We start from the raw sequence: 20891 nt of genomic DNA, 5'->3' as shown, positions 1-20891 counted from the left end.
GCGTCGAGGGAAGACCGCGTGCTACTCCGTCGAATCAAAATCCTCTTCCTTGGTGCCGAGCAGCGACACGATGGTGCGCAAGCCGGAATCGAGTTGCTCGGGCGAGGGCGGGGCGAGCGCCAGCCGCACTGCATTCGGCGCGTGGCCATGCGCTATCGCGAAGGTCGAGGACGGCGTCAGCGCAATGCCGCGCCGGGCTGCGGCCGCGACAAAAGTCTGCGAGCGCCAATGCGGTGGCAGCGTGAGCCAGAGATGATAGGAGCGGGGATCGGCGCCAATCTGGTAGCCGGCGAGCAGCCTTGCTGCGGTCTGCTGGCGCCGGGCGGCGTCGATCCGCTTCAGCCGCGTCAGCTCGGCGACGGTGCCGTCGGCCATCAGGCGCTGTCCGGCCGCGAGCGCATGGCCGGAGGCGATCCAGCCGCCGGTCCGCACTGAACTCATCACGCTTTCGCGCAAGCGCGGCGGCGCGACCAGGATGCCGAGCGCAAGACCCGGCGCGACCTTCTTGGACAGGCTGTCGACCACGATACAGCGGTCCGGCCCGAGTGCCGCAAGCGGCGTGTCGTCGGCAAGGAAGCCGTAGACGGCATCCTCGATGATGGTGAGGTCGAGCTTTTCGGCGACACGCATGATGTCGGCGCGCCGTGTCGGGCTCATGGTGACGCCGAGCGGATTCTGGATAATGGGCTGGAGATAGAGCGCCGACAGATGTGCCTCGCGATGCGCCTTCTGAATCGCGTCGGGCCGCGCGCCGTGCTCGTCCATCGGAATCGGGACCAGCGTCACGCCGAGCCGCGCCGCGATGCTCTTGACGTAGGGATAAGTCAGCGCCTCGACGCCGCAGCGGCCGCCGGTGGGAACGAGGGCCGCGATTGCCGCCGCCAGCGATTGCTTGCCGTTGGCGGTGAAAACGATCTGCTCGGCCTGCGGCGTGAAATCCTTGCGCGCGAGATAGGCGGCGGCTGCATTGCGCGCGCTCTTGGTGCCGGTGCTGGTCGAGACGCGCAGCGCGGATTCGAGCGCGTCGACGCGCTCCAGTCCCGCGAGGCTCTTGGCGATCATGGCCCATTGCTGCGGCAAAAGCGGGTAATTAACCTCAAGGTCGATGCGCGCATCGCGAGGTTCGCTCATCGTCTCGACTTCGCGCCTGACGTCGCCGGAGATGAACGTGCCGCGGCCGACCTCGCCGACGGCAAGCCCGCGGCGCAAAAGCTCCGTATAGACCCGGCTCGCGGTCGAGACCGCGATGCCGCGGTCATAGGCAAAATTGCGCTGCGGCGGCAGCCGGTCGCCGGGTCTTAACGTGCCGTTAGAGATATCGGCGGCAATGGCATCGGCAAGCTTCACGTACTCGAACTTGGACATTATTGCACCGAGAGCAATGTTTTCCTTGTACCGAACATTGTACTGGAGCATTTAAGTTCCATCAAGTTCCGCGATTGAGCCGAGGTGAGCGAGAGCAATCCGGAGGCAAATGAGGTGCAGACGCTTCCCGCGTTTGCGCCAACGGCATCTGCTTCGCCGCGCGGGACGTTTAGGCCGGAGAAGGAAAATGACCACGATCTCGCAGACCGCCGGGCGCAGTTTACGCCCCTCCTCATCGGGCGGATTTTTCCGCACGCTCGCTAACGGCGCCTATGCGCTGTTCGAGCGCCTGGAGCACCGTTCCGCCGTCAAAACGCTGAACGAACTCGACGACCGCGCCCTGCGCGACATCGGGATCACGCGCAGCCAGATCGAGGACGCCGTCTACGGGCAGGTGAAAGCCGAACTGACGCGGTATCTGTAAACTCATTGGGCGGCGACGCCCGATGGTCCGGGCGACGTACAATGTCTCCGCACCGTCATTGCGAGCGCAGCGAAGCAATCCAGAATCCCTCCATGGCGCCAGTATGGATTGCTTCGTCGCAAGGGCTCCTCGAAATGATGGAGTGTGGGTGATGGCGTCGCTCCTTCAATTTGCATTGTCCTTGCAGACAGACACACCTTCTCGCGGCTTGTTTTCGCCCGAGTTTTGCTTGGTCGCCTTGCCCTCGGTGAAAGGGCTCAGGGAAGGCCGGGCGCTGGCTAGCACCCGCGGTCCACTGTGCGAAGTTGCAGTAGAAAATCTGCACAGCAGCATACAGGTGAAGCCAGGACATCCGGCCTTACCTGCGCAGTGGTTTTACGGCTTATGTCGCGCTCTCCCCGGGGAGCGATGCACCCCGTCGCCATGCCGATGACTGATGCGCGGGCCCGGTCGGGCCGCCACATCACCGCAAGACTTGGCGCACAGACCCCGGGATCCTTCGTATGCGGTGACAGGTTGCGGATCTGCATGTCGTTTATCATGCGTAACCGAAGCGGGGTCATTGAAGGCTCCTTGGCAAAAAAACGAAAACTGCCCGAGGGCAGCAACGCCATCTTGCTCGAAGCCAAGCCTATGAACGCTGCAAATTACGTCTCACCATGGCACGCCAAAGCAGTTACAGTTGCTTCAGCCGCATTCCTTCATCCGAAGATGGGCCACTCTTGCCGAGTGTTCTGCCGCGGAGCGGCTTCGTCCAAATGAAGAGCGTTTTTAGCTCAGCGGCGCGGCCACGGCGGTGCGGTTGAACGCAAGCGTGCGACCCGCGCTGGTGGGCTAAAAACGTGTTGGACTAAACCGCCGGGCACGGCAGCGCCACAGCTATGGGGATTGTAACGCGGCGAAGAGTTGCAAGGGACCGCAAACGCGGTCGCGAATGGTGAGGACAGGAGACTTGAGCGGACGCGATGACGCATCGGAGGTACTGATCACGAGCAAAGAGCAACAGAATTGCCTTGGAAATGCGATGTGAAGCCCCACGGGGCGAAATTGTCCCGTTCGCGAGATCGCGCAGCGTTGGCCGAGACATGATGGTGAGTAGCCGTTGACGGTCATGAAGTGTCCATGATTGGCGCACGGTTGGCGGCGCATTCGAAAGTTTCGATGACCACCATGGTGCCACAGCGACACAGCGGGCATGTCTTCAGGGAAACGCCCGTGAGTAGCTCATATCGATCTCTGTAATCCATGCTGACTTTGCGGGTGGCCGTTGGCGGCGACATTTGCATGAGCTGCCGGCACAGAGCGAGCTTCTCTGCGCGGTAGCGATTGGCCAGGAAGCCGAAATACCGAATACGTTGAAACCCGTCGGGAAGTACGTGAAGCAGGAACCGACGGATGAATTCGTCAGCGCCAAGCGTCATCGTCTTGTGGCGGTTGCCATCGCGATAATCCTTCCAGCGAAACTGAACCTTGCCGTCATTGATATCGAGCAGGCGATCGTTGGAGATGGCGACGCGATGTGCGTATCGGGCGACGTACTTGAGGACTTGTTCAGGTCCGGCGAAGGGGCGCTTCGCGTAAACCACCCAGTCCTTTTTCCGGATAGGAGCGATGTGACGCAAGAAGGCGTCGCGCGTCCGAAGGGGTTCCAGGGAGGAAAAGAACTGCAAATCTCCGGCGTCGAAGGCCTTCCGGAGATAATCGAGAAACAGTCGACGAAGCAGACGCGCCAACACGAGAACGGGCAAAAAGAACTTGCGCCGACAGGAAATCCATCGTGTGCCATCCGGAGAAATGCCCCCACCCGGAACCACGCAATGCAGATGCGGATGGTGAAAAAGAGCCTGTCCCCAAGTATGAAGCACCGCGAAGAATCCGATTTGCGCGCCCAAATGCTTGGGGTCAGCTGCGATGGTGCGCAACGTCTCGCTCGCGGCCCGGAACAGAATGCCGTAGACGATCTCCTTGTTTTGAAGGGCAATAGCTGCAATGGACTGCGGTATGGTGAAGACCACATGAAAATACTGGGTGTCAAGAAGTTCTGATCGACGGTCGTCCAACCACTGGGCACGAGCCAGTGATTGGCATTTTGGGCAGTGGCGATCACGACAACTGTTGTAGCAGATGCGCTGGTGGTCACAGTGATCGCAGCGCTCGACATGACCACCAAGTGCCGCAGTTCGACACAGTTCGATCGCGCTCATGACGCGACGCTGTGCGGTGCATAGCGAGCTGCCATGACTCTCACGATAGGCTGCACCGTAGCGGCGGAATATGTCCGCCACTTCCGGCCCCGAGCGGGCCATCGGTCTGAAACTCAGAAGTGTTTTGGCGGCGCCGGCCGTGGTTCGGCGGGAACTGGATGCGGCAAGAGGTCCAGAGGGCTGGACGTCGAGCAGACCTTGTTGGTCGCGATGCGCAAGTACTTGGCCGTGGTGGCGAGGCTGCGATGACCGAGGAGGAGCTGAATGGTCCGCAAGTCGGTACCTGATTCGAGGAGATGTACAGCGAATGCGTGCCGAAGCGAATGTGGGGTGACGGGTTTAGAGAGACCGGAGAACCGATGGGCCTTTTGGCAGGCTGCTTCTACGGCGTCCTTCGTGATTGGCCGATCATCGTGAATGCCAGGGAACAGCCACTCCTTCGGACGAACGGCGATCCAGTAGCTGCGCAGGATCTCCAGCAGCATGGGCGACAGCATCACGTATCGATCTTTGCGACCTTTACCCTGCTCGACGCGAACAACCATACGGGCACTATCGATGGCGGCGGCCTTCAGCCGGACGGCCTCCGAAATGCGCAAGCCTGCCGCGTAGCAGGTGGTCAGGATCACCCGATGTTTGTTGCAATCCACGCAGCTGAGGAAATGCACAACTTCTTCAGGGCTCAGGACGACGGGTAGCTTCTGCGGCTTTTTTGGAAGCGGGATGTCTTCTCCAAAGGTCCAGTCCTTCTTGAGCGTAATCCTGTAAAGGAACCGAAGCGCCGCGACAGCCGTATGGATTGAATTGGGGGCCAGCCTCTTCTCGTTCGTGAGGTAGATTTGATAAGTCCGGATGTGCTCGGGGGTCAGCGCATCCGGCGACATACGGAAGTAACGTGCAAACAGCGATTGGAGATACGATGCCTGTGTATGCGGCGACAGATTCCGCACCTGCATGTCCTCAGTCATCCGTTGTCGAAGAACCGTCATGGGAAGCTCCTTTGCGATATGAAAGCGCTGCAAGCAGCGCCTCCAGCGTCTCGCAATCGAACTTCGTCGGGAATGCAGGAAGATCAGATGGTGGCACCGAATCTTGCCACGAGTCGCCTACCGCGAAGCGGTGATGCGCCGGAGAGGGGCGGACTGCCTCGTATTAGCGAGGAAGCGGGGTAATGCCCGTGAGGTCATCGCCATTGGATCGGCTCAACCAGCAATGGGAGGAAGGCGGGTTGTGCGACGGATAGGGAATATGGCTCTGTTGAGCCATATTCCCTATCATCGCTGATCGTCGACTCTCTGATTCGCCCGTTAAAGCTGGACGACGCTATGCTCGACAATCCGGAGAAGACCACCCGGCTGCTCGCCGCACTCAAGGCGGCTACGCCATTTGACGTTGAACTGGCACCATCGTTGATCGAATATCTGCAAGCCCAGAATGTTGCCGATGCTGATCGGATGCACCACGTCGTCTGGGATTTGTCATACGCCGGTGACGAGGGCGGCATCATATGCCACTTGTCTCGCTCGGAAGAAAAAGGCAGTGCGCTTGTCGTCTCCCTCACACATGTGCGCGTGCCGCGCTCGATGCCACTTGCAGCGGCCGTTCTGGATTATCAGAAGCACCGAGTGAAGAAGCTCAAGAAGCAGGGCCGGAGGTAGCATAGAAATGGCGCACGCGATTATCCGAGGAAAGAATGGTCGCCGATATGAAGTGGAGTTTGACGACGCGCCGGTACGTGTCGAAGTTTATGCCAGTGAGGAGACCGTCGAGATTTTTGTGGAGGCAGATTTTGAAACGCACCCGGAAGAACGGCGACGTTTTGCGATAATCAACATCCCCCGCCACCTGTTCAGCGAGGCCACGGGTCGGACGGCGCGACGCACAGCGAAGGATCGTTAATGCCACTGCCGCGCACTCTGTGCCGCTTCCTTCTTCAGGCCGCCGCCATCGCTGCCTACCGCGGAGCGGTTTAGTCCAATAGAGATTATGCCGACGTCGGCATAATCTCTATTCGATGACAACCAACCAAGAAGCGATCCTCAACCTGTTTCGCGTGGTCAATCGATACGTCGGCAACCTGCCGTCGATGCCCGGCGTGTTCCCGGATTACCCGGCCCCGGTCATTCGCAACAGCGAGGCAGGCCGCGACATGATCTTGATGCGGTGGGGTATGCCACCGCCGCCGCGCACCGGCGGACCGCCGGTCACCAACATCCGCAACGCGTCATCGCCGCACTGGCGTGGATGGCTCAAGCCGGAGAATAGGTGCTTGGTCCCGGCGAACAGCTTCGCCGAATACGCGCCCGAGCCGAACCCTGAGACGAAGAAAAAGGACGTGGTGTGGTTCGCGCTCAATGACGAGCGACCGCTGTTTGCCTTCGCGGGCATCTGGACCGAGTTCAAGGGCGAGCGTGGCACCAAGTCCAAACCGATCCCCGGCCCGCATCAGGTTTATGGCTTCCTGACGACCACGCCGAACGCCGTGGTCGAGCCGATCCACCCCAAGGCCATGCCGGTGATCCTGACGACCGACGAGGAGCGCGACGTCTGGATGCGCGCGCCGTGGGATGAGGCGAAGGCATTGCAGCGACCGTTGTCTGATGAAGCATTGAGGACCGTCGCACGGGGCGAGGATAAGAAAGACAAGGCCGCCGCGTGACCGATAGCGGCTGGCAGCGCGCTCTCGACGACCCGATCCAGTTACACGACGGCCGAGCGCTGGTCACGTTGCATGACGCGGCAACCTACATCACTGCACTACCGAAAAAGGAGGCCGCAGAGCCGGAATGGCAGGCCGCGATTGCGGCGTTGATGTTGGTGGTCGAACTGAGAGGCCCGACGATGTTTGCCCGGATCGGCGTCATGAAAGCATTGAACCGGGGACACGTTCGGGAGTTTAACCTATCTCGCAAGGAACCCCGCTGGGGACGCCGCAAGCCGGCGCGAGATCGATGAAAACGGTCTGGATTTACGTTGATACAAAGAAACAGGTCGGCGACCGTGACCATCTCAGGGTGTTTGCGAACTCGGACCTTGCCGATGAGTGGTTCGTGGTGAACGATCCCGAAGGCGTCGTCTTTGAGTACGAGGTCATAGGCGTTGCAGACGACGAAACCGGGTCAGGACGTCAACGGCATCGCTAGGGACCGAGGCCGACCACCACATGAAATGCCCGGCGTGCGGGCACTGGTCGACATGCGCGATTTGGCGGAGGTGGTGACCCACATCCACGATCAGAACATCGAGGAACGGCAAGGTCGTCCGGCTACGGATTTACAGTGACGTTCCGCCCATGGTGAAGCGCTCCGGGCAACGCCGAACGCCTTCCGGCCGCTTGATGTTGCCCTCGATCCATTCAGACAGCGCGATGCGCGGCGGCGGAATCCCGATGCCCGCCAGGAAGGCTGGCTGATTTACTACGGCGATATCCACGTCGGCAGCATAGGCCTGCGCAGCGGCAATCCGGTCGAGAGTGATCCGTGGCAGTGGCGCTGCGGCTTCTATCCGGGATAGGAGCCCGGCGAGTGCACCACGGGCACCGCAACGACGTCCGAACAGGCCCCCGGTGCCCCTGCGCCAATCCTGAAACCGCGCGGGTGTCCCGCAATTTGTTGGGAACTAGCGTTCGTTCTGTAATTTAAGTTCATTCTGTAATTTCATATGTCTAGCGGTGACGGGGTGGTTTCGTCTGCGGTGGAGCGGACGATGAACTCTTCGAATGGCAATGAGCTCCCACCTCAGCAGGGGCAGGAAGATCGTCGCTGCCCTCGGTGCAACCGTCAGCCTCACTTGCTCACCACGTTACTGGATACGCGCACGGGCAAGACGGTGCGTATTTTTCGGTGCCCCCAATGTGGTGAGATCACCTCAGCTGAGGAAAGGTGACCTGTTCAATGTCCGTTGTCGTAGCGGGTGATTTCGATGTGATCGGGCAGGACCCATAGGCAATGCTCGCCGGGTTCGAAGCGCGCGCAGATCGCCTTGCCGCGCTTTGGCTCGCTCCAAACGTCGTCAACGATCGCAGGCAAAGGCGCGCGCGTGATCTTGTGACACATGCCCCGGCGAATTCGGCGGCCATCGCAAGCCTGTCTGCCTTGACGAGCCCATACCATTCGGAAAGCAGCATTTTGTCGCGGCACCCGATCGTCCAAGGGATGCGCAACCTGATCTCGTCGCCGGGCAGCGCGACGCGGCCGGGGCCGGGCAGTGTCGGCGCTGGCGGCGCGTTCGGATCAGGCTTGGCGTAGTTTTGCGCCTGCGCGGTGGCGGTGCTCGCGAGCAGCGCGAGCGCGATGATGATGCGTTTCATTGCACTTGATCCTTTCCGGGGCGGCGCAGCAGATGGATCGACGGGAATGTCGCGCCGCTCGCGCCAGCGATGGCGAGCACGTTGTTATTGTCCATCTTCCGCAGCGCCCAAACTTCGCGCACCAACTTGCCGCGCGACGGCGGGCCTTCGCCAGCACATCGCATCTCGACGAGATACACCGGGCCGCGCCCGACGGTGCCCGCTTCGGCGCGCTGCTGCACCGATCGGATATCGCAGTTATAGCCGGGTTCATGATAGGTGCGCGCGCCGATCACGATGCCGGTGATCTCGACATCACCGTTATCGTCGCTTGTCCAATTGCCCAAATAGGCTTCGGGCAATTCGGCAGCGTGCGCGGGGGATGGTGCTGGCGAGTAATGCGAGCGCGGCCATGATGCGTTTCATGACTTTGCCTTTCCTATGATCGACATCTGCTGATAGGTCAGGTCCGGTTGGCTATTTCAATTCCGGAAGAACACTGAGCAACGTCTCCCGCGCTCCGGTAGGGTTCCCACTTCCCGTCCAACTGAAACATCGCCGTCGCGCTCAGAGGTCCGGAACGAAAGCGCATGGCCGCACTTGAGAAAGCATGAGACCGCCGCTCGCCGGTACTAACACGGCGCATGTCGCGGATAGCCAAAGGTCGCCGACCCGCTTTTCTCTACAAGCGCTCGCGCAAGATAGCCAAAAGCGGCGGTCTCCGGTTCCATTCAAAATCGCCAGCCGCGCCCCGATCGGTTGCGGGGGGAGCACACTGGGCTGATGTCGGCCTGCCGGTGGCGTTGTTCTTACCGAACCGGAGGCTCTGTCATGCGCAACCATATCGACATCAACTACCTACACAGCCGGGCCATCGTTCGAGAGATCGGCGAGAGGCTACGAGCGTCGCTGAAACCAGAGCGGGAATTACCGGCGAGCCTTAGAATGCAAATCGATCGGCTCCGCGAATTGGAGGAGCAGTCATCATCGATCATTCCAGCGGCCAAGCGCTGGAAGAAGCCGCGCGGTTGAGCCGCAGACGGCTCGGCCGGCATGGACGAGCGATGCCACCGGTGAAGCTTCGTGCAACAAGGATTTTGAGTGAGTACGGTGAGGCGCAATCCGAATTGATCGGCAAAACCGTAGTCCTTACCGACGGAAAGGCAGGCACCGTCGAGAACGTTTGGCTGGATGAATTGCACGGGCTCCGGATTTCGATCAAAGGCCATGATGGAAGATGGCCGGTCTCAACCATTAAGTTCGCGGAGAACTAGACCTTCGCATCCGCTGCGGACCACCCAGAGCGCGCCCTTCCGAGCAGGATGAAGAATCCGATCTCGATCAGGAAAACGACGCCCGCGATGGCGAATACGAGGTACAGGTCGCCCGAGGATGGCAGTCGCATGGTGTGCCTCGCGGCGTTGCGAAGCCCCGAGGTCAATTGCTGAAACCCAGCGAGAGTTTCGATTGCATCTCAACATTGCGGTCAAAGCGGCCTAACAATCCTTTTTGCGCGGGCTTTGGGTGGTTCCCCCCAAAATGGGGCGACCGGGCGGGGACGCGGGACCGCGCTATTTTAGGATATTTGCGATTTGCGGTTTCCGATTTTGTTCCGTCGGCTTATCTAAGGAAATCTGCCAAGTAGGCGATGCAATGACCAAGCTGGACCAAGCATGGTGGGCATGGCAGGCGCTTTCGAGGACTGAGAAGGCGCGGTTTCTCGTGCTGTTCCGCGAACACTATGCCCGGCAGCGCGCGGCGGTGCAGAAGAATGGCCATGTCGCTCAAGGCGCAAGGGTGTCGAGCCTCACGGACTTGACGCTGACCGAGGCGGACCTCCAACGGGCTCGGCTGTAAACGGCCGCTGGTGCGTTTGCCGCGCCGGGGCTACTCCGGGCCGGGCCGCTTGCGTAAATCGCGGTAAATCCGGTTTACCGGGCCGAGAAACCGCAAGGACTTCTGCACGAGAGGACGCGGGCGCTCATTACCCCAGCCGATTTTGTTTTCTTGACCCCCGCGTCTCGACGCCACCAGCGCAGCAGTGTCCGGTTTGCCCCCAACAGCCGCCGCGACGACGAAGGCGGAGAGAGTCCGGGTTGGGCCCAAAGCCGTCTGCCGATGTTGCATGGAGCAAACCCGCATAACCGCTCGCAATCTCAGCGAGCCGCCGGAGGATACGTGAGCGAACGAAATCGTGGTGGCGATCGTATTGGTTGAACGAGTGACCCTACAGGTCGTTGATGCGGTCCCGGGTTTCCGGACGGGTGTTCAAGTACGCCACCAAGACAAGAAGGCAGTGTCGAGCGCACGAATTCAGAACGCCTTTGTCCGGATGACACTATTGTGGCCTAATAGTATCGTGGCCTAATAGTCCCACTGCGCGCCGATGCCGGTTTCCGTGCCGCCGTCGGCGCCGGTCGCGCCTTGGATGCGGATATTCTTGGTGATGTCGACGTCGATCGTGGCCTTGCTGGAGCCCGGCGAGGTTCCCTGTCGCACACCGACGTAAACCCGGTCGTTCAGGCGCTTGGCCGCTCCGACCTGGCCTCCGCGCCCATCCGTGCCCACGTCCAGGCTGTCGACCCCGAGCGAACGGCGCATATTCTCCGTCGCGCCGGGGCCGCCGCCGGAGAACTGGGCGATCGTCTGGGCCACCTGCACGGCTTGGCCGGCGGAGAGGCTGCCGGCGGATTTGTTGAACATCAGGCGCGCCAGGATCTCGTCCTGCGGCAGTTCCGGCGATGAAGCAAAGCTGATCTGCGGTTGCGAAGCGACCCCGGAAACCAGGATCTTCGTCGTGACATCGGTGCTCTTCGTCTCGGCGACGAAGTCGAGGGTCGGGTCGGTGGTGCCGTTCAATGTCACCTTGCCGCGGGTGAAGTCGAGCCGGCGGCCCAGCACGTCGAAGCGGCCGCGCCGCATCTCGAAGGCGCCCACGGTGACCGGCGCGACGCTCGTGCCTTTGAGCGTCATGTTGCCGCCCAGCTCGGATTCCATCCCCATGCCGCGCACGAACACGTTGTTCGGGGCGCTGATGGCGAGGTCAAGATCGGCCACGATGGCCGCGTTGGCAGCCTTGCGGCGGCCGTCCTTCGCAGCAGGCTTGCTCTCGTTGCGCTTGGCGCCGTTCTTGCCCGGTCCGGCATTCATGTGACGCACATCAAGCTTGTCGGCACCGCCGGGCAGCTTGTCCGGAATGTTGATGTCCAAACTCTTCACGTCAAAACGGCCGGTGAGGCGCGGCCGGCTCGCGAAGGCGCCCGACATCGCAAGCTGGCCGTCGGCAACGAGACGCATCAACTCGCTGGAGACCAGCCCGGCGTTCTGCAGCGTGATCTCCATATTGCCCGGAAAGCTGCGGGCAGGGTTGATCCCGACATTGCCCTTTACCGCGACGCTGCCACCATTGCGCGTACGGGCGGCGAACGACGCCGTCACCGAACGGCCGGCCGCCGTGATCACGCCTTCTATCCCGTCCAGCGTGACACCATTCGCCGTGTCCTCGAAACGCGCCCCGAAGATGCGCACGGTGCCGTCCGGTTGCGGATCGGCGGGCGTGCCCTTGAGCTGCGCGTCGATGGTCGCGGTGCCGGAGGCGCGGGCGCCGGAGGTAGCGAGCATGGCATTGGCGATGCCGAGCGCGACGCTGCCTTTCACATTCACCTCCATTGCTCCCGCACCCAAGGGCACTGAGCCCGTGAGGGCGACGCCCGACAATGACGGTCCGGAAGCGCGAATATCGAGCCCCACGCGGCCGGAGGCCAGCAACCCCTTGGCCTTTACATCCAGCGGCCCGATGCCGGAGCGCGCCAGATCCGGCATGCCGGCTCGGGAAACGGCGAGATCGTAATGGCCGCTTGGCGTGCCGACCGGGCCGGAGAGCTTTGCCGTGCCGCTGAGCGTGCCCGATAGATCGAGCCTGGAATCGGCGAACCCGGCGAGAGCGAGCGGCAGGTTGCGCAGGTCCACATCGAGATCAATTGTCTCGCCGGCTTTGCCGCGCACAACGGCGCTCCCGCCGTCGGTGGTGAGGGCGAGACGGTCGACGGCGAGCGCTCCCTCCGCGAGCGTAAAGGTCGCCGGCGCTGACAAGGAAAGTTTGGTGTGGCCCTTGGTGGCGCGGAAGGCGTCGAGCCGCAGCACGCTTGCCTCTGCGCTCGGAGCGAGCCGCGCAGTCGCGGCGAGCACCGTGCCCTGCGCATTGGTTTCGAGCTTCAGGATGGTCCCGCCGTCGCCCGTCCCATTGGCGAGAAGTGTCATCTTGTCGACGCGCAGACTGTCTGCCCGGAGGCCGGAAATTTCCACCTTGCCGTCGAGCGCCGGGGTGCCGGCAGGATCGACGATGGAGAAATTGATGCGGGCGGCATCGAGTGCCGTGCCCGCTGCGAGCGCCTTGTCCGCCATGGCGTCGATGCGGATGTGCTGCCTGCCATCCGCGACCGTGAACGCGAGATTCGCCTTCACGGCGCCACCGAGCTCCGTCAAGGCGACGGCAGAGAGATCGGCGAGATTGCGCGCGGCAACGGCAACCTGCCCATCGAGCAGTCCGGCGGGGCTGATGTTCAGGCCGCCTTTGGCCACCAGGGAGCCGATGGCAAGATCGAGATCGCGCAGCGCGCGCGAGCCGTCGGCGCTGGTGGCGAGGCTGGCGACGCCGGTTGCAGGCTTGCCGCCAATCCGCCCTTCAAGCCTCGCCTTGACAACAGGATGGCGCGTGAGATCCCGCGCATCGACATGGAGCGCAAGACCCTCGACCGGCTGGCCGGTGGCGCGGCCCTCGGGCACCGCAAAGCGGGCCTTCACCAGGAGCGCGTCGAGGGTGCCGGCGAATGCCGCTTCCGCCTCGGCGCGGCCTTCGAGGCGGCGATCGACCCGCTTGAGGTTAGGCACGACCGCGCGGGCGACAAGGTCGGCGGAGTTGTGGTCGATGCGCCCGTTCACGTTCAGATTCAGTCCAGCGGCGTCCAGCTTCAGGTCATCCACCGCGACCACTCCGTCGGCGTCGCAGGCAACAGCGCCCGCGAGCGTTGCGCCACTACCCAGCAGGCCATCCAGGGCGGGGATGCCGGTGGCGACGTCCTTGGACATGCCGTTGATCCGCACGCGAAGGGCGCGCGGAGCGCCACCCTGGTGGAGATCAGCATCGAGCATCACGGTGCCCTGGAGCGGTCGACCGGCAAGCGGGGACAGAGCGGCGAGGTCGAGCCGGGTTAGCCGCAGTGCGCCCTCAACGGCGTCTGCCGTGGCCCGGCCGTCGAAGCGCAGATCGAGTGGCATGAGCATCACGCTCGCATTCGCGAGCGATGGCACACCGCCCGCCGGCACGGCGCCGGAAAGGGAGAAGGTGCCTTTTTCGCCGAGCGCCTTGTTCGTCTCGGCATCGCGGCCGCGAAGTCCCTCGGCGTTTCCATCTGCCTTCCAGGCAAGGCCGCCTTTGCGGTCAGGGACGGTTTGGGCGCGAACATCGAGATCGCGCGCGCCGTATCCGGCTGCGCCGAACTCCCTTGCGGCCAAGGTCACGGCCAGGGCGGGAGCGGCAAAGGCGCCGCGGAGCGTGCCTTCGAGATGCAAGCTGCTCCAGGCGGGGTCGCGGAGAAGCGTCGCGAAGCGCGCCGCGTCCCCTCCCGTCACGTTGAAGGCAAGATCGGCCGTGTCAGCCGAACGGTCGACGAAGCCGATGACGCGGGCAGCGAAGCCGGTAGTGCGCGCGGTGAGCGTCTCGATCCCGACCCGCATGTTGTCGTCGATGAGCGCGGTGGCGGTGATCTCGGACACGCCTTCGAAGAGAGGCGCAAGCTTCGCGGGCAGCAGATGCTGCACGTCGGCATTGATGCCAAGCGCTACCCGGTGGCGGCTCTCGTGACGCCGGATGTCGGCCGTCCCGCCGATCTGCGCGACAGCACCGGCGGTAAAGTTGAGCGTGCCGTGCCAGCTATCGAGCGCACCGCTGCCCTTTAACTCGGCCTGAACCGCAGGGAGTCCGTCCAACTTCGCGAGGCCCGCCAGCAAGCCGCCCTCGGGTTCGTGCGCCTCGACGTCGATGTCGAGCGTCTGCGTCTCGGGGACAAAGCCGAGCGTGCCTTTCACGACGCCGTCAGCATCGTGGCGGTCGAGCGCGAAGGAGAGCGAAAAGCCCCGCGCGGGCTCCATGAGTCGAGCCGAGGCGGTGAAGCCGAGTTTCGCCGCCTGTCCAGCCACCGGCTCCGCGATGTTGATCTCGCCCACCGCGAGGCGGTCGAGCACCAGGCGCAGCGGCAGGCCCACACCGCCGCTGCTGCTGCCGGCGCTCTCGGCCACCGGCGCGGGCAGCAGATCCGGCTTGCGTGCGAGGATCACCTTGGCCGCTTCCAGCGTTTCCACCGCCAGCGTGCCGCCGACGAACGCGAAGGGATGCCAGACGAGGTGGATGCCCTCGATCCGCGCGAATTCGCCGTGCGGGTCCGCGAGCATCACAGTGCCAACGCTCATGCTGGTGGGGATGACGCCCTCGATATTCGAGACGGTGACGGTGAGCCCACCTCCGGAGGCGAGAGTGCCGCCAAGGGAAGCCAGCATCCTCTTGCCGGGGCCGGTCTGAATCGCGGCGAAGACGAGGGTAAGCAGACCCATCAGCGCCGCCGCGGTGAAAACGAGCCAGCGCAGACCGCGGCTTTTGCGGCGAGGGGTGCGCATCAGAAAGATTGCCCCAGGCTGACATAGATGCCGTACCTGGAATCCCCCACTCGCGGATTGAGGGGAACCGCGAAATCGAGACGAATCGGCCCGAGCGCAGTGTAATAGCGAAGGCCGATGCCGGCCGAATAACGCAGGCCGTCGAAGTCCGGAGTCTCGGAGGCAAAGGCCGCGCCCATGTCGAAGAATGGCACGATGCCGATCGTATCGGTGATCTTCAACCGCATCTCGGTCGAGGCCGCGATGAAGCTCATGCCGCCAATGATGTCGCCCCGTGCATTGCGGGGGCTTGCCGACTGATAGCCGAAGCCGCGCAGCGAGCCGCCGCCGCCGACATAGAAGCGGCGCTGGGGCGGAATGTTGAAGAGGTCCGCGCCGACGATGCTGCCCGCCGCCACCTTGCCGGCAAGGATGTAGCGATTGTCCTCGTCGAAAGCATGATAGGCGGAGAAGGAGCCCTTCATCATGACCGGCCCGGCGCCGCTGGTGCCGAGATAGGCGAACGGCTCGACCGTGCCATTGAAGCGGATGCCCCGCGAAGGATCGAGGAGGTTATCGGTGGTATCGTAAGCCACGTCCACCGGGATGCCGGCGACGAAATAGTTGTGGATGCCGCTCCAGTCCTCCACGCGCGACTGTTCGAGATCGAGGCTGACCTGCGCGGTAAGCCGATCATTGAAGCGGTGGCGTACGCCGCCGAGGAAAGTGACGGCGTCGCGCACATAGGCGTTGGTGACCTCGCGCAGCACCGCTGCTTGGGCGACGAGATCGTCGGCCGGAGTAAAGATGCCGGGCTTCACGAAGGTGGCGGCGGCCTTGAAGCCGAACGGATCGGCATCGGGCACTGCGTCCGGCCTATGGCCAAACCAGGAGGCCTGGGCATCGAGCCGCAGCGTTTCGCCGCCACCGAATAGATTGCGGTGGCCCCAATAGCCGTTCACCACCGAGCCGTCGGTGGTGGAATATCTGGCGCCGGCGCCGGCATAGCGCGGGTCGCGCTCGGTCACGTCCACGTCGATCGGCAAGTGCCCATTGGCGTCGAGCTTGTCCGCTTCGCGCAGACGCACGCTCGCGATGCCTTCGTATTCGGTGAGGCGCTTGCGCAGCTTGGCGAGTCGCGCGGGAGAATAGGGTTCGCCGGGGCGGATGCCTATGCGCTCCTCGATGAAGCCGGGCTTCAGCCGCTGCGCGCCGGAGACCGTGAAGGCGCCGAATGTCGCTGAAGGCCCCTCCTCCACCAGGACCGTTACGTCGAGGGTTTTGGTGGCATGATCCGCCACCACATCCTTGGCAACGATTCGGGCGAAGGGTTTGCCGCGGTCGCGCATGGTGTTGACGATGACGCGCTCCGCAACGGCGATGTCGGCGGAGCGGGCCACCTCGCCGGTCACGAGGGACATCTGCTTTGGCCGTGGCGCGCCGGGCAATGGCTGGCGGTGCGCGGCCTCGAGTACTTGTACGTTGCCGAATTTGAACACTGGCCCCGGCTCCACCAGCACCGTGACCGGCACCGGGCCAGCGTGACGCGCAGCGTTCACTGCGTCGAGCGCCGCCGGGTCCTCAGGCGAGCGCCCCGCCACCTTGATCGTCACCGTGGCGGCATAGCGTCCCTCGGTGTAGAGCGCGGCGACGACGCGGTCCCGGTCGGCGAAGGCGCGCCGAATGAGGCCCGCGGCACCGGTCGGCGCCTGGCTCTTCAGATTATCCAGATTGGACGCGCTGGTGATCGCTGAACGGACGGCGCGTTCTTCGCCCGCGATTTCGAAAGTGACGGTGTAGGACGTTGCGTCGGGAGCGGACGCATCGGTAGGGGTCTTGTTCGGATTGAACCAGGCAGCGGCCTGGTCGAAGAAACTCGGCTCACCTGCATACGCATCGAAGGCAAAGAGTTCACCGGTGACGGCCGCGCAGATGCAAACCCTCCTCAGGGCTCCAAAGGTGACCAGTGATGATAGCTGCGCATGTCGCACTCAGCCTCGTCGGCATTGCTTGTCGATACTGTTACACAAAAGAATAGAGTCGATGGATCACGTCGAAAGTTTGTCGTCGTCGAGAGTTCCACTAATTCCGCCAATCCGATCTCGTTTCGCTATCGGCGTTGTAACCCGCCGGTGGAAAATCAAGGACGGGCCCGCCGCCCGCTTATGCAGCATCGACGATATCGATGGCTGCACAAAACCTGATCAATATGGTCGTGGTCTTTTGCCCGTCTCAGGCACGGTTCTGCTGGGGCCCCTAGCCGCCATGCGTTTTTGAGGCCGGCAGCATGCGCGTAGTGGCGCTAAGGACCTCCGACGTCCGCTTTTGCGCTGATCATGCATGGCTTCATTGCAACATCTGCGGTGCGAGAACGTGACGGCGTGCTTGCGGCGGTTGGATGGCCCAATACGATAATGCGGCAGTCGAGGATGTGTGATGCCACTTCGTCTTCCACCACTCGCAGCTCATCGCTTCTTCGAAGCGGCCGGCAGGCTTTAGAGTTTCAAACCTGCCGACGCGCTGCGTGCAGCGCGCGACACTCAGTGCCTGACCACCAACACCGAGCACTTGGCGTAGCGCACGACATGTCCGGCGTTGGAGCCGAGGAAATAGGTGCGCATCGCCGGCCGGTGCGAGGTCATCACGATCAGATCAGCCTTCATGTGCATGGCTTCCTCCAGGATCTCGTGGTAGATGCCGCCCTGGCGCACCACGCTGGAGATGCGGGCGGCGTCGATGCCGGATTCGCGTGCGACGATGGCGAGCGCTTCCTCCGAGGTCTGGCGCTGCTGCTCGTCGAAATCGGCCGGTACGTATTCGGCGAGCATGACCGGCGTCATCGGCAGCACGTTGAGCAGGCGCACCGTGCCGCTCCAGGTCTGCGACAACGTTGCCGCGGTTGCGATCGCCGGCTTTGCCAGATCCGTGTCGGCGAGGTCGATGGGCACGAGGATGGACTTGAACATCTGCGCCTCCAAATCTTGCAATCAACGAGTCTTGCAGTCAGCGAGTCTTGAAGTCAGCGAGTCTTGCAGTCAGCTAGTCTTGCAGTCAGCTAGTCTTGCGCTCAGCAGGTCTTGCGATCAAGCCACACCAACCGATCGAGACGGCGCCCGCGCGTCTCATCCCAGTCGAAGCAGCTTGGGGCTGACGAACAGCACCAGTTTGCCGCGGCGGTAGGCCACGTCGCCCCAATCCTTGACGTCAAAGTCGAAGATCGCAAGCCCCGCGGTGGGCAGATTGTGGGCGAGCGCCTTGGCGCCGGCCGGATCGCCGCTGCCGATCAGCATCAGCGCGACCTCGTGCATGCCGGGGTTATGGCCAACCAGCATCAGCCGCCTCGGATTTGCCGGGATGGTTGCGGTGCGAAGAGTCTCCAAGATCTGCGCCGGATCGGCGCCGTAGAGTTCGGGCAGGATCTCGACCTGCGGCGCGGCGACGCGGTCCTTCATCGCCTCCCAGGCGGTGTCCCAGGTCTGCCGGGTCCGGACGGCGTGAGACACCAGCACGGTCTCGGGGGCAGGCGGATGGGCGGCGATCCAGTCGCCGATCTCTGCGGCATCCTTGTGACCGCGGTCGTCGAGCCGGCGATCCCGGTCACGGCCGCTTGGCGCGTCAGTCTCGGTCTTGGCGTGACGCAGCAGCATCAAACGGCGCATGGCATTCTCGAATCGTTACACGTCCAGGATAATCTAAAAGGATAATCTACAGGCGCCGGTTGAGGACAAGGTGGCAAGCGCCCGCACAGTCCTTTAAGAAAGCGACATGAGCGAGACTTTCACAAGCGTGTCCCAGGAAGAAGCCGGCTTGCGCGAGCGCGTCCGGCTGCCGTTTGACCTCGATGCCGACATCTGCGTCATCGGGGCAGGGCTTGCCGGGCTCTCCGTCGCGCTCGAGGCTGCCCGGCTCGGGGCCAGCGTCGCGGTGCTCGAGGGCCGCCATGTCGGCTGGAACGCCTCCGGCAACCAGCTCGGCACCGTGATGCCGGGCTTTGCGCTGCCGCTCACCGAGCTGATCGAACGCATCGGCTTCGAGGACGCGCGCGAATTGTGGACGCTGTCGAAGGAAGGGGCCGAGTTCGTCCGCGCCAACGCCACGGAAGAGAACATGCCGGGCATCGGCCCGAGCGACGGCGTGCTGGAGGTCTCCAACGTCGATGGCGGTGACCGGCTGATCAGCCGATTGCAGATGCTCACCGAGGATTTCGACACCGAGGTCGAGGGCTGGCAGGCCGATCGCGTCCGCGACGTGCTCAAGACCGATCGCTATTTCCACGCCGTCTACTATCCCAAGGCGTTCCAAGTCGACGGTCGCAAATACGTGCATGGCCTCGCGGCGCTGGCCCGGCGGGCGGGGGCCCGCATCTTCGAGGACACGCCGGTCGTCAGCATCGATCATTCCGGCATCCGCAAGCGCATCGTCACGCCTTCGGCGCGTCTGCGCGCCACCCACATCGTGCTTGCCGGCAACATCCATCTCGGTGCGCCGCTGAAGCGGCTGTCGGAGACGCTGCTGCCGGTCTGGCGCTATGCTGGCGTCACCGCGCCGCTCGGCGAGCGCGTGCATGAGATCATCGCCTTCAAGGGATCGGTGATGGATTCCGACGGCGTCGACCATTTCCGCATCGTCGATGGCGACCGCCTGATGTGGGAAAGCCCGGAGACCACCTGGGCGGCGCGCCCGCAGCGCTTTGCCGGCGCCGTCAGGCGCAGGATCGGCACCATCTTCTCCGGTCTCGGCAATGTCGAGATCACCGATACATTCGGCGGCGCCATCGGCCAGACCGTGCACGGCATGCCGCAGATCGGCCAGTTGCGCAAAGGCCTGTGGGTGGCGAGCGGGTTTGGACGTCAGGGCATGAACACCTCGGCCATGGCCGGGCAGATGATCGCGCGCAGCATCTTGTGGGGCGACGAGCGCTGGCGGCTGTTCTCGCCGTTCGAGTTGGTCTGGGCAGGGGGCGCGACCGGGCGGGTCGCCGGCCAGCTGGTCGGAATCTGGGGCAAGGCGAGCTCCGCCGCCGCCGGGTCGCTCGCCCGCTACCGCGAACGGGCGCGGGTCAAGGACCGGGAGCGCGAGGCGCGGCTGGCCGAGGCCAACCGGGCTGCCGGCACCGGCCCGCGCCGTCCGCCGCCCAATGGCCGGCCGCGCCCGGCGGCGCCCGTCCCGCGGCCGGAACCGCCTGCGACCGTGGCCGCGGAACCGGCTCCTCACGACCACGGCATCGCGCAGTAAATCGAGAAAAATTGCGCCCGAAAGTGTAACGTCAACCGTTAGAGCCCGTATCTGAGGCGTGGGACTTCCGCGCACGGAGAATGAGATGTATGACCGCCGCATTCTGTTGACGACCGTCGCCGGCCTGTTTGGCCTTGCGGCCTTCCGCTGGCTGAGAGCGACCCCGGCCGAAGCTGGCGACAAGGCCGCCGGGAAGTTCGAGATCGAGAAGACCGACGCCGAGTGGCGCGCCCAGCTCACGCCGCAGCAATACGAAATCCTGCGCAAGGAAGGCACCGAACGCCCGGGCTCGAGCCCGCTCTTGAAGGAGCATCGCAAAGGCGTGTTCGCCTGCGCCGGCTGCGACCTGCCGCTGTTTGCCTCGGACACCAAGTTCGAGAGCGGCACGGGATGGCCGAGCTTCTACGCGCCGATCGAGGGCAATGTCGGCAAGACCGAGGACCGCACCTACGGCATGCTCCGCACCGAGGTACATTGCCGCCGCTGCGGCGGCCATCTCGGCCACGTCTTCGACGACGGTCCGAAGCCGACTGGGCTGCGCTACTGCATCGATGGCTTCGCGCTGGTCTTCCATCCGGCGGCGGCGTCCGCAACCTAGAATGATCCCGGCAATTGTTGCCGGCCCGGCAATTGTGCCCCGGTCGTCCGACCGGGGTATATTTTGTTAAGTCATTGATTTCTTGAGAATACCCGCATTGGCATAGCCCTTGCGACTGTCTCCTCC

At 63.4% G+C, this 20891-nt stretch carries 22 protein-coding genes; 11 read left to right on the top strand and 11 right to left on the bottom strand.

Annotation, left to right across the window (positions count from 1 at the left end):
* Positions 1-21 precede the first annotated feature (21 nt).
* Entirely contained in the window at positions 22-1365 is a 1344-nt protein-coding gene (locus IVA82_RS27945; protein ID WP_247384943.1) for a PLP-dependent aminotransferase family protein, read from the bottom strand.
* A gap of 187 nt (positions 1366-1552) precedes the next feature.
* On the opposite strand from IVA82_RS27945, the gene IVA82_RS27940 reads away from it, so the two are divergent.
* Positions 1553-1789: a DUF1127 domain-containing protein gene (locus IVA82_RS27940; RefSeq protein ID WP_148743837.1), complete on the top strand. Its 237-nt coding sequence runs from the start codon at positions 1553-1555 to the stop codon at positions 1787-1789.
* Positions 1790-2898: 1109 nt separating this feature from the next.
* Here the strand turns inward: IVA82_RS27940 and IVA82_RS27935 are convergent.
* Both IVA82_RS27935 and IVA82_RS27930 read right to left on the bottom strand, forming a co-directional pair.
* A complete protein-coding gene (locus IVA82_RS27935; RefSeq protein WP_247384941.1) occupies positions 2899-4095 on the bottom strand; it encodes an IS91 family transposase in 1197 nt (398 codons plus the stop codon).
* An 11-nt stretch (positions 4096-4106) separates the two neighbouring features.
* Positions 4107-4982 (bottom strand): site-specific integrase, encoded by an 876-nt coding sequence (locus IVA82_RS27930; RefSeq protein ID WP_247384940.1) that lies wholly within the window; start codon positions 4980-4982, stop codon positions 4107-4109.
* Positions 4983-5318: 336 nt separating this feature from the next.
* On the opposite strand from IVA82_RS27930, the gene IVA82_RS27925 reads away from it, so the two are divergent.
* The 5 genes from IVA82_RS27925 to IVA82_RS27905 all read left to right on the top strand — a co-directional run bounded on the left by IVA82_RS27925 (position 5319) and on the right by IVA82_RS27905 (position 7136).
* On the top strand, positions 5319-5651 hold the full coding sequence (locus IVA82_RS27925) for a hypothetical protein (protein ID WP_247384939.1): 333 nt from the start codon (positions 5319-5321) through the stop codon (positions 5649-5651).
* Positions 5652-5658: 7 nt separating this feature from the next.
* Entirely contained in the window at positions 5659-5892 is a 234-nt protein-coding gene (locus tag IVA82_RS27920; RefSeq protein ID WP_247384938.1) for a hypothetical protein, read from the top strand.
* Positions 5893-6007: 115 nt separating this feature from the next.
* The gene (locus IVA82_RS27915) at positions 6008-6652 is read left to right on the top strand and encodes an SOS response-associated peptidase family protein (protein ID WP_247384937.1); all 645 of its coding nucleotides are present in this window, start codon (positions 6008-6010) and stop codon (positions 6650-6652) included.
* Positions 6649-6948: a hypothetical protein gene (locus IVA82_RS27910; RefSeq protein WP_247493647.1), complete on the top strand. Its 300-nt coding sequence runs from the start codon at positions 6649-6651 to the stop codon at positions 6946-6948. Before IVA82_RS27915 ends, IVA82_RS27910 begins: the two co-directional genes overlap by 4 nt.
* Positions 6945-7136 (top strand): hypothetical protein, encoded by a 192-nt coding sequence (locus IVA82_RS27905; RefSeq protein WP_148738933.1) that lies wholly within the window; start codon positions 6945-6947, stop codon positions 7134-7136. The genes IVA82_RS27910 and IVA82_RS27905 overlap by 4 nt, the downstream gene beginning before the upstream one ends.
* Positions 7137-7266: 130 nt before the next feature.
* Here IVA82_RS27905 and IVA82_RS27900 read toward each other — a convergent pair whose 3' ends face one another.
* The 3 genes from IVA82_RS27900 to IVA82_RS27890 all read right to left on the bottom strand — a co-directional run bounded on the left by IVA82_RS27900 (position 7267) and on the right by IVA82_RS27890 (position 8628).
* Positions 7267-7425: a hypothetical protein gene (locus IVA82_RS27900; protein WP_247384935.1), complete on the bottom strand. Its 159-nt coding sequence runs from the start codon at positions 7423-7425 to the stop codon at positions 7267-7269.
* Positions 7426-7855: 430 nt separating this feature from the next.
* Positions 7856-8302 (bottom strand): hypothetical protein, encoded by a 447-nt coding sequence (locus tag IVA82_RS27895; protein WP_247384934.1) that lies wholly within the window; start codon positions 8300-8302, stop codon positions 7856-7858.
* Entirely contained in the window at positions 8299-8628 is a 330-nt protein-coding gene (locus IVA82_RS27890; protein ID WP_247384932.1) for a hypothetical protein, read from the bottom strand. Before IVA82_RS27890 ends, IVA82_RS27895 begins: the two co-directional genes overlap by 4 nt.
* 484 nt (positions 8629-9112) lie before the next feature.
* Here IVA82_RS27890 and IVA82_RS27885 point away from each other — a divergent pair, with 484 nt between their 5' ends.
* Both IVA82_RS27885 and IVA82_RS27880 read left to right on the top strand, forming a co-directional pair.
* On the top strand, positions 9113-9313 hold the full coding sequence (locus IVA82_RS27885) for a hypothetical protein (RefSeq protein ID WP_247384931.1): 201 nt from the start codon (positions 9113-9115) through the stop codon (positions 9311-9313).
* A gap of 32 nt (positions 9314-9345) precedes the next feature.
* Positions 9346-9555: a PRC-barrel domain-containing protein gene (locus IVA82_RS27880; protein ID WP_247384930.1), complete on the top strand. Its 210-nt coding sequence runs from the start codon at positions 9346-9348 to the stop codon at positions 9553-9555.
* Here the strand turns inward: IVA82_RS27880 and IVA82_RS48615 are convergent.
* A complete protein-coding gene (locus IVA82_RS48615) occupies positions 9552-9686 on the bottom strand; it encodes a hypothetical protein (RefSeq protein ID WP_256469730.1) in 135 nt (44 codons plus the stop codon). The two genes, IVA82_RS27880 and IVA82_RS48615, sit on opposite strands and share 4 nt — an antisense overlap.
* A gap of 248 nt (positions 9687-9934) precedes the next feature.
* On the opposite strand from IVA82_RS48615, the gene IVA82_RS27875 reads away from it, so the two are divergent.
* Positions 9935-10138: a hypothetical protein gene (locus IVA82_RS27875; RefSeq protein ID WP_247384929.1), complete on the top strand. Its 204-nt coding sequence runs from the start codon at positions 9935-9937 to the stop codon at positions 10136-10138.
* 507 nt (positions 10139-10645) lie between these two features.
* Here IVA82_RS27875 and IVA82_RS27870 read toward each other — a convergent pair.
* The 4 genes from IVA82_RS27870 to IVA82_RS27855 all read right to left on the bottom strand — a co-directional run bounded on the left by IVA82_RS27870 (position 10646) and on the right by IVA82_RS27855 (position 18591).
* A complete protein-coding gene (locus IVA82_RS27870; protein WP_247384928.1) occupies positions 10646-14953 on the bottom strand; it encodes a translocation/assembly module TamB domain-containing protein in 4308 nt (1435 codons plus the stop codon).
* Entirely contained in the window at positions 14953-16923 is a 1971-nt protein-coding gene (locus IVA82_RS27865; RefSeq protein WP_247384927.1) for an autotransporter assembly complex family protein, read from the bottom strand. Before IVA82_RS27865 ends, IVA82_RS27870 begins: the two co-directional genes overlap by 1 nt.
* A gap of 549 nt (positions 16924-17472) precedes the next feature.
* Positions 17473-17898 carry a universal stress protein gene (locus tag IVA82_RS27860; RefSeq protein WP_247384926.1) on the bottom strand — a complete coding sequence of 142 codons (426 nt, stop codon included), beginning with the start codon at positions 17896-17898 and terminating at the stop codon, positions 17473-17475.
* A gap of 156 nt (positions 17899-18054) precedes the next feature.
* Positions 18055-18591 carry a histidine phosphatase family protein gene (locus IVA82_RS27855; RefSeq protein ID WP_247384925.1) on the bottom strand — a complete coding sequence of 179 codons (537 nt, stop codon included), beginning with the start codon at positions 18589-18591 and terminating at the stop codon, positions 18055-18057.
* A gap of 106 nt (positions 18592-18697) precedes the next feature.
* On the opposite strand from IVA82_RS27855, the gene IVA82_RS27850 reads away from it, so the two are divergent.
* A complete protein-coding gene (locus IVA82_RS27850; protein ID WP_247384924.1) occupies positions 18698-20167 on the top strand; it encodes an FAD-binding oxidoreductase in 1470 nt (489 codons plus the stop codon).
* Positions 20168-20252: 85 nt separating this feature from the next.
* Positions 20253-20765 carry a peptide-methionine (R)-S-oxide reductase MsrB gene (gene msrB, locus IVA82_RS27845; RefSeq protein WP_247384921.1) on the top strand — a complete coding sequence of 171 codons (513 nt, stop codon included), beginning with the start codon at positions 20253-20255 and terminating at the stop codon, positions 20763-20765.
* Positions 20766-20891: the final 126 nt, after the last annotated feature.

The organism is Bradyrhizobium sp. 142, assembly GCF_023074015.1.
GTDB lineage: Bacteria > Pseudomonadota > Alphaproteobacteria > Rhizobiales > Xanthobacteraceae > Bradyrhizobium.
Note: the sequence above shows the minus strand (reverse complement) of the source record. Positions and strands in the feature narration are given on the sequence as shown.

Bases quoted from the DNA above. Each gene is read 5' to 3' on its own strand.
- IVA82_RS27930 (WP_247384940.1), bottom strand. From the start codon at position 4,982: ATGACGGTTCTTCGACAACGGATGACTGAGGACATGCAGGTGCGGAAT.
- IVA82_RS27915 (WP_247384937.1), top strand. From the start codon at position 6,008: ATGACAACCAACCAAGAAGCGATCCTCAACCTGTTTCGCGTGGTCAAT.
- IVA82_RS27850 (WP_247384924.1), top strand. From the start codon at position 18,698: ATGAGCGAGACTTTCACAAGCGTGTCCCAGGAAGAAGCCGGCTTGCGC.
- IVA82_RS27880 (WP_247384930.1), top strand. From the start codon at position 9,346: ATGCCACCGGTGAAGCTTCGTGCAACAAGGATTTTGAGTGAGTACGGT.
- IVA82_RS27885 (WP_247384931.1), top strand. From the start codon at position 9,113: ATGCGCAACCATATCGACATCAACTACCTACACAGCCGGGCCATCGTT.
- IVA82_RS27940 (WP_148743837.1), top strand. From the start codon at position 1,553: ATGACCACGATCTCGCAGACCGCCGGGCGCAGTTTACGCCCCTCCTCA.
- IVA82_RS27905 (WP_148738933.1), top strand. From the start codon at position 6,945: ATGAAAACGGTCTGGATTTACGTTGATACAAAGAAACAGGTCGGCGAC.
- IVA82_RS27945 (WP_247384943.1), bottom strand. From the start codon at position 1,365: ATGTCCAAGTTCGAGTACGTGAAGCTTGCCGATGCCATTGCCGCCGAT.
- IVA82_RS27935 (WP_247384941.1), bottom strand. From the start codon at position 4,095: ATGGCCCGCTCGGGGCCGGAAGTGGCGGACATATTCCGCCGCTACGGT.
- IVA82_RS27860 (WP_247384926.1), bottom strand. From the start codon at position 17,898: ATGTTCAAGTCCATCCTCGTGCCCATCGACCTCGCCGACACGGATCTG.
- IVA82_RS27895 (WP_247384934.1), bottom strand. From the start codon at position 8,302: ATGAAACGCATCATCATCGCGCTCGCGCTGCTCGCGAGCACCGCCACC.
- msrB (WP_247384921.1), top strand. From the start codon at position 20,253: ATGTATGACCGCCGCATTCTGTTGACGACCGTCGCCGGCCTGTTTGGC.
- IVA82_RS48615 (WP_256469730.1), bottom strand. From the start codon at position 9,686: ATGCGACTGCCATCCTCGGGCGACCTGTACCTCGTATTCGCCATCGCG.
- IVA82_RS27855 (WP_247384925.1), bottom strand. From the start codon at position 18,591: ATGCGCCGTTTGATGCTGCTGCGTCACGCCAAGACCGAGACTGACGCG.
- IVA82_RS27875 (WP_247384929.1), top strand. From the start codon at position 9,935: ATGACCAAGCTGGACCAAGCATGGTGGGCATGGCAGGCGCTTTCGAGG.
- IVA82_RS27925 (WP_247384939.1), top strand. From the start codon at position 5,319: ATGCTCGACAATCCGGAGAAGACCACCCGGCTGCTCGCCGCACTCAAG.
- IVA82_RS27920 (WP_247384938.1), top strand. From the start codon at position 5,659: ATGGCGCACGCGATTATCCGAGGAAAGAATGGTCGCCGATATGAAGTG.
- IVA82_RS27870 (WP_247384928.1), bottom strand. From the start codon at position 14,953: ATGCGCACCCCTCGCCGCAAAAGCCGCGGTCTGCGCTGGCTCGTTTTC.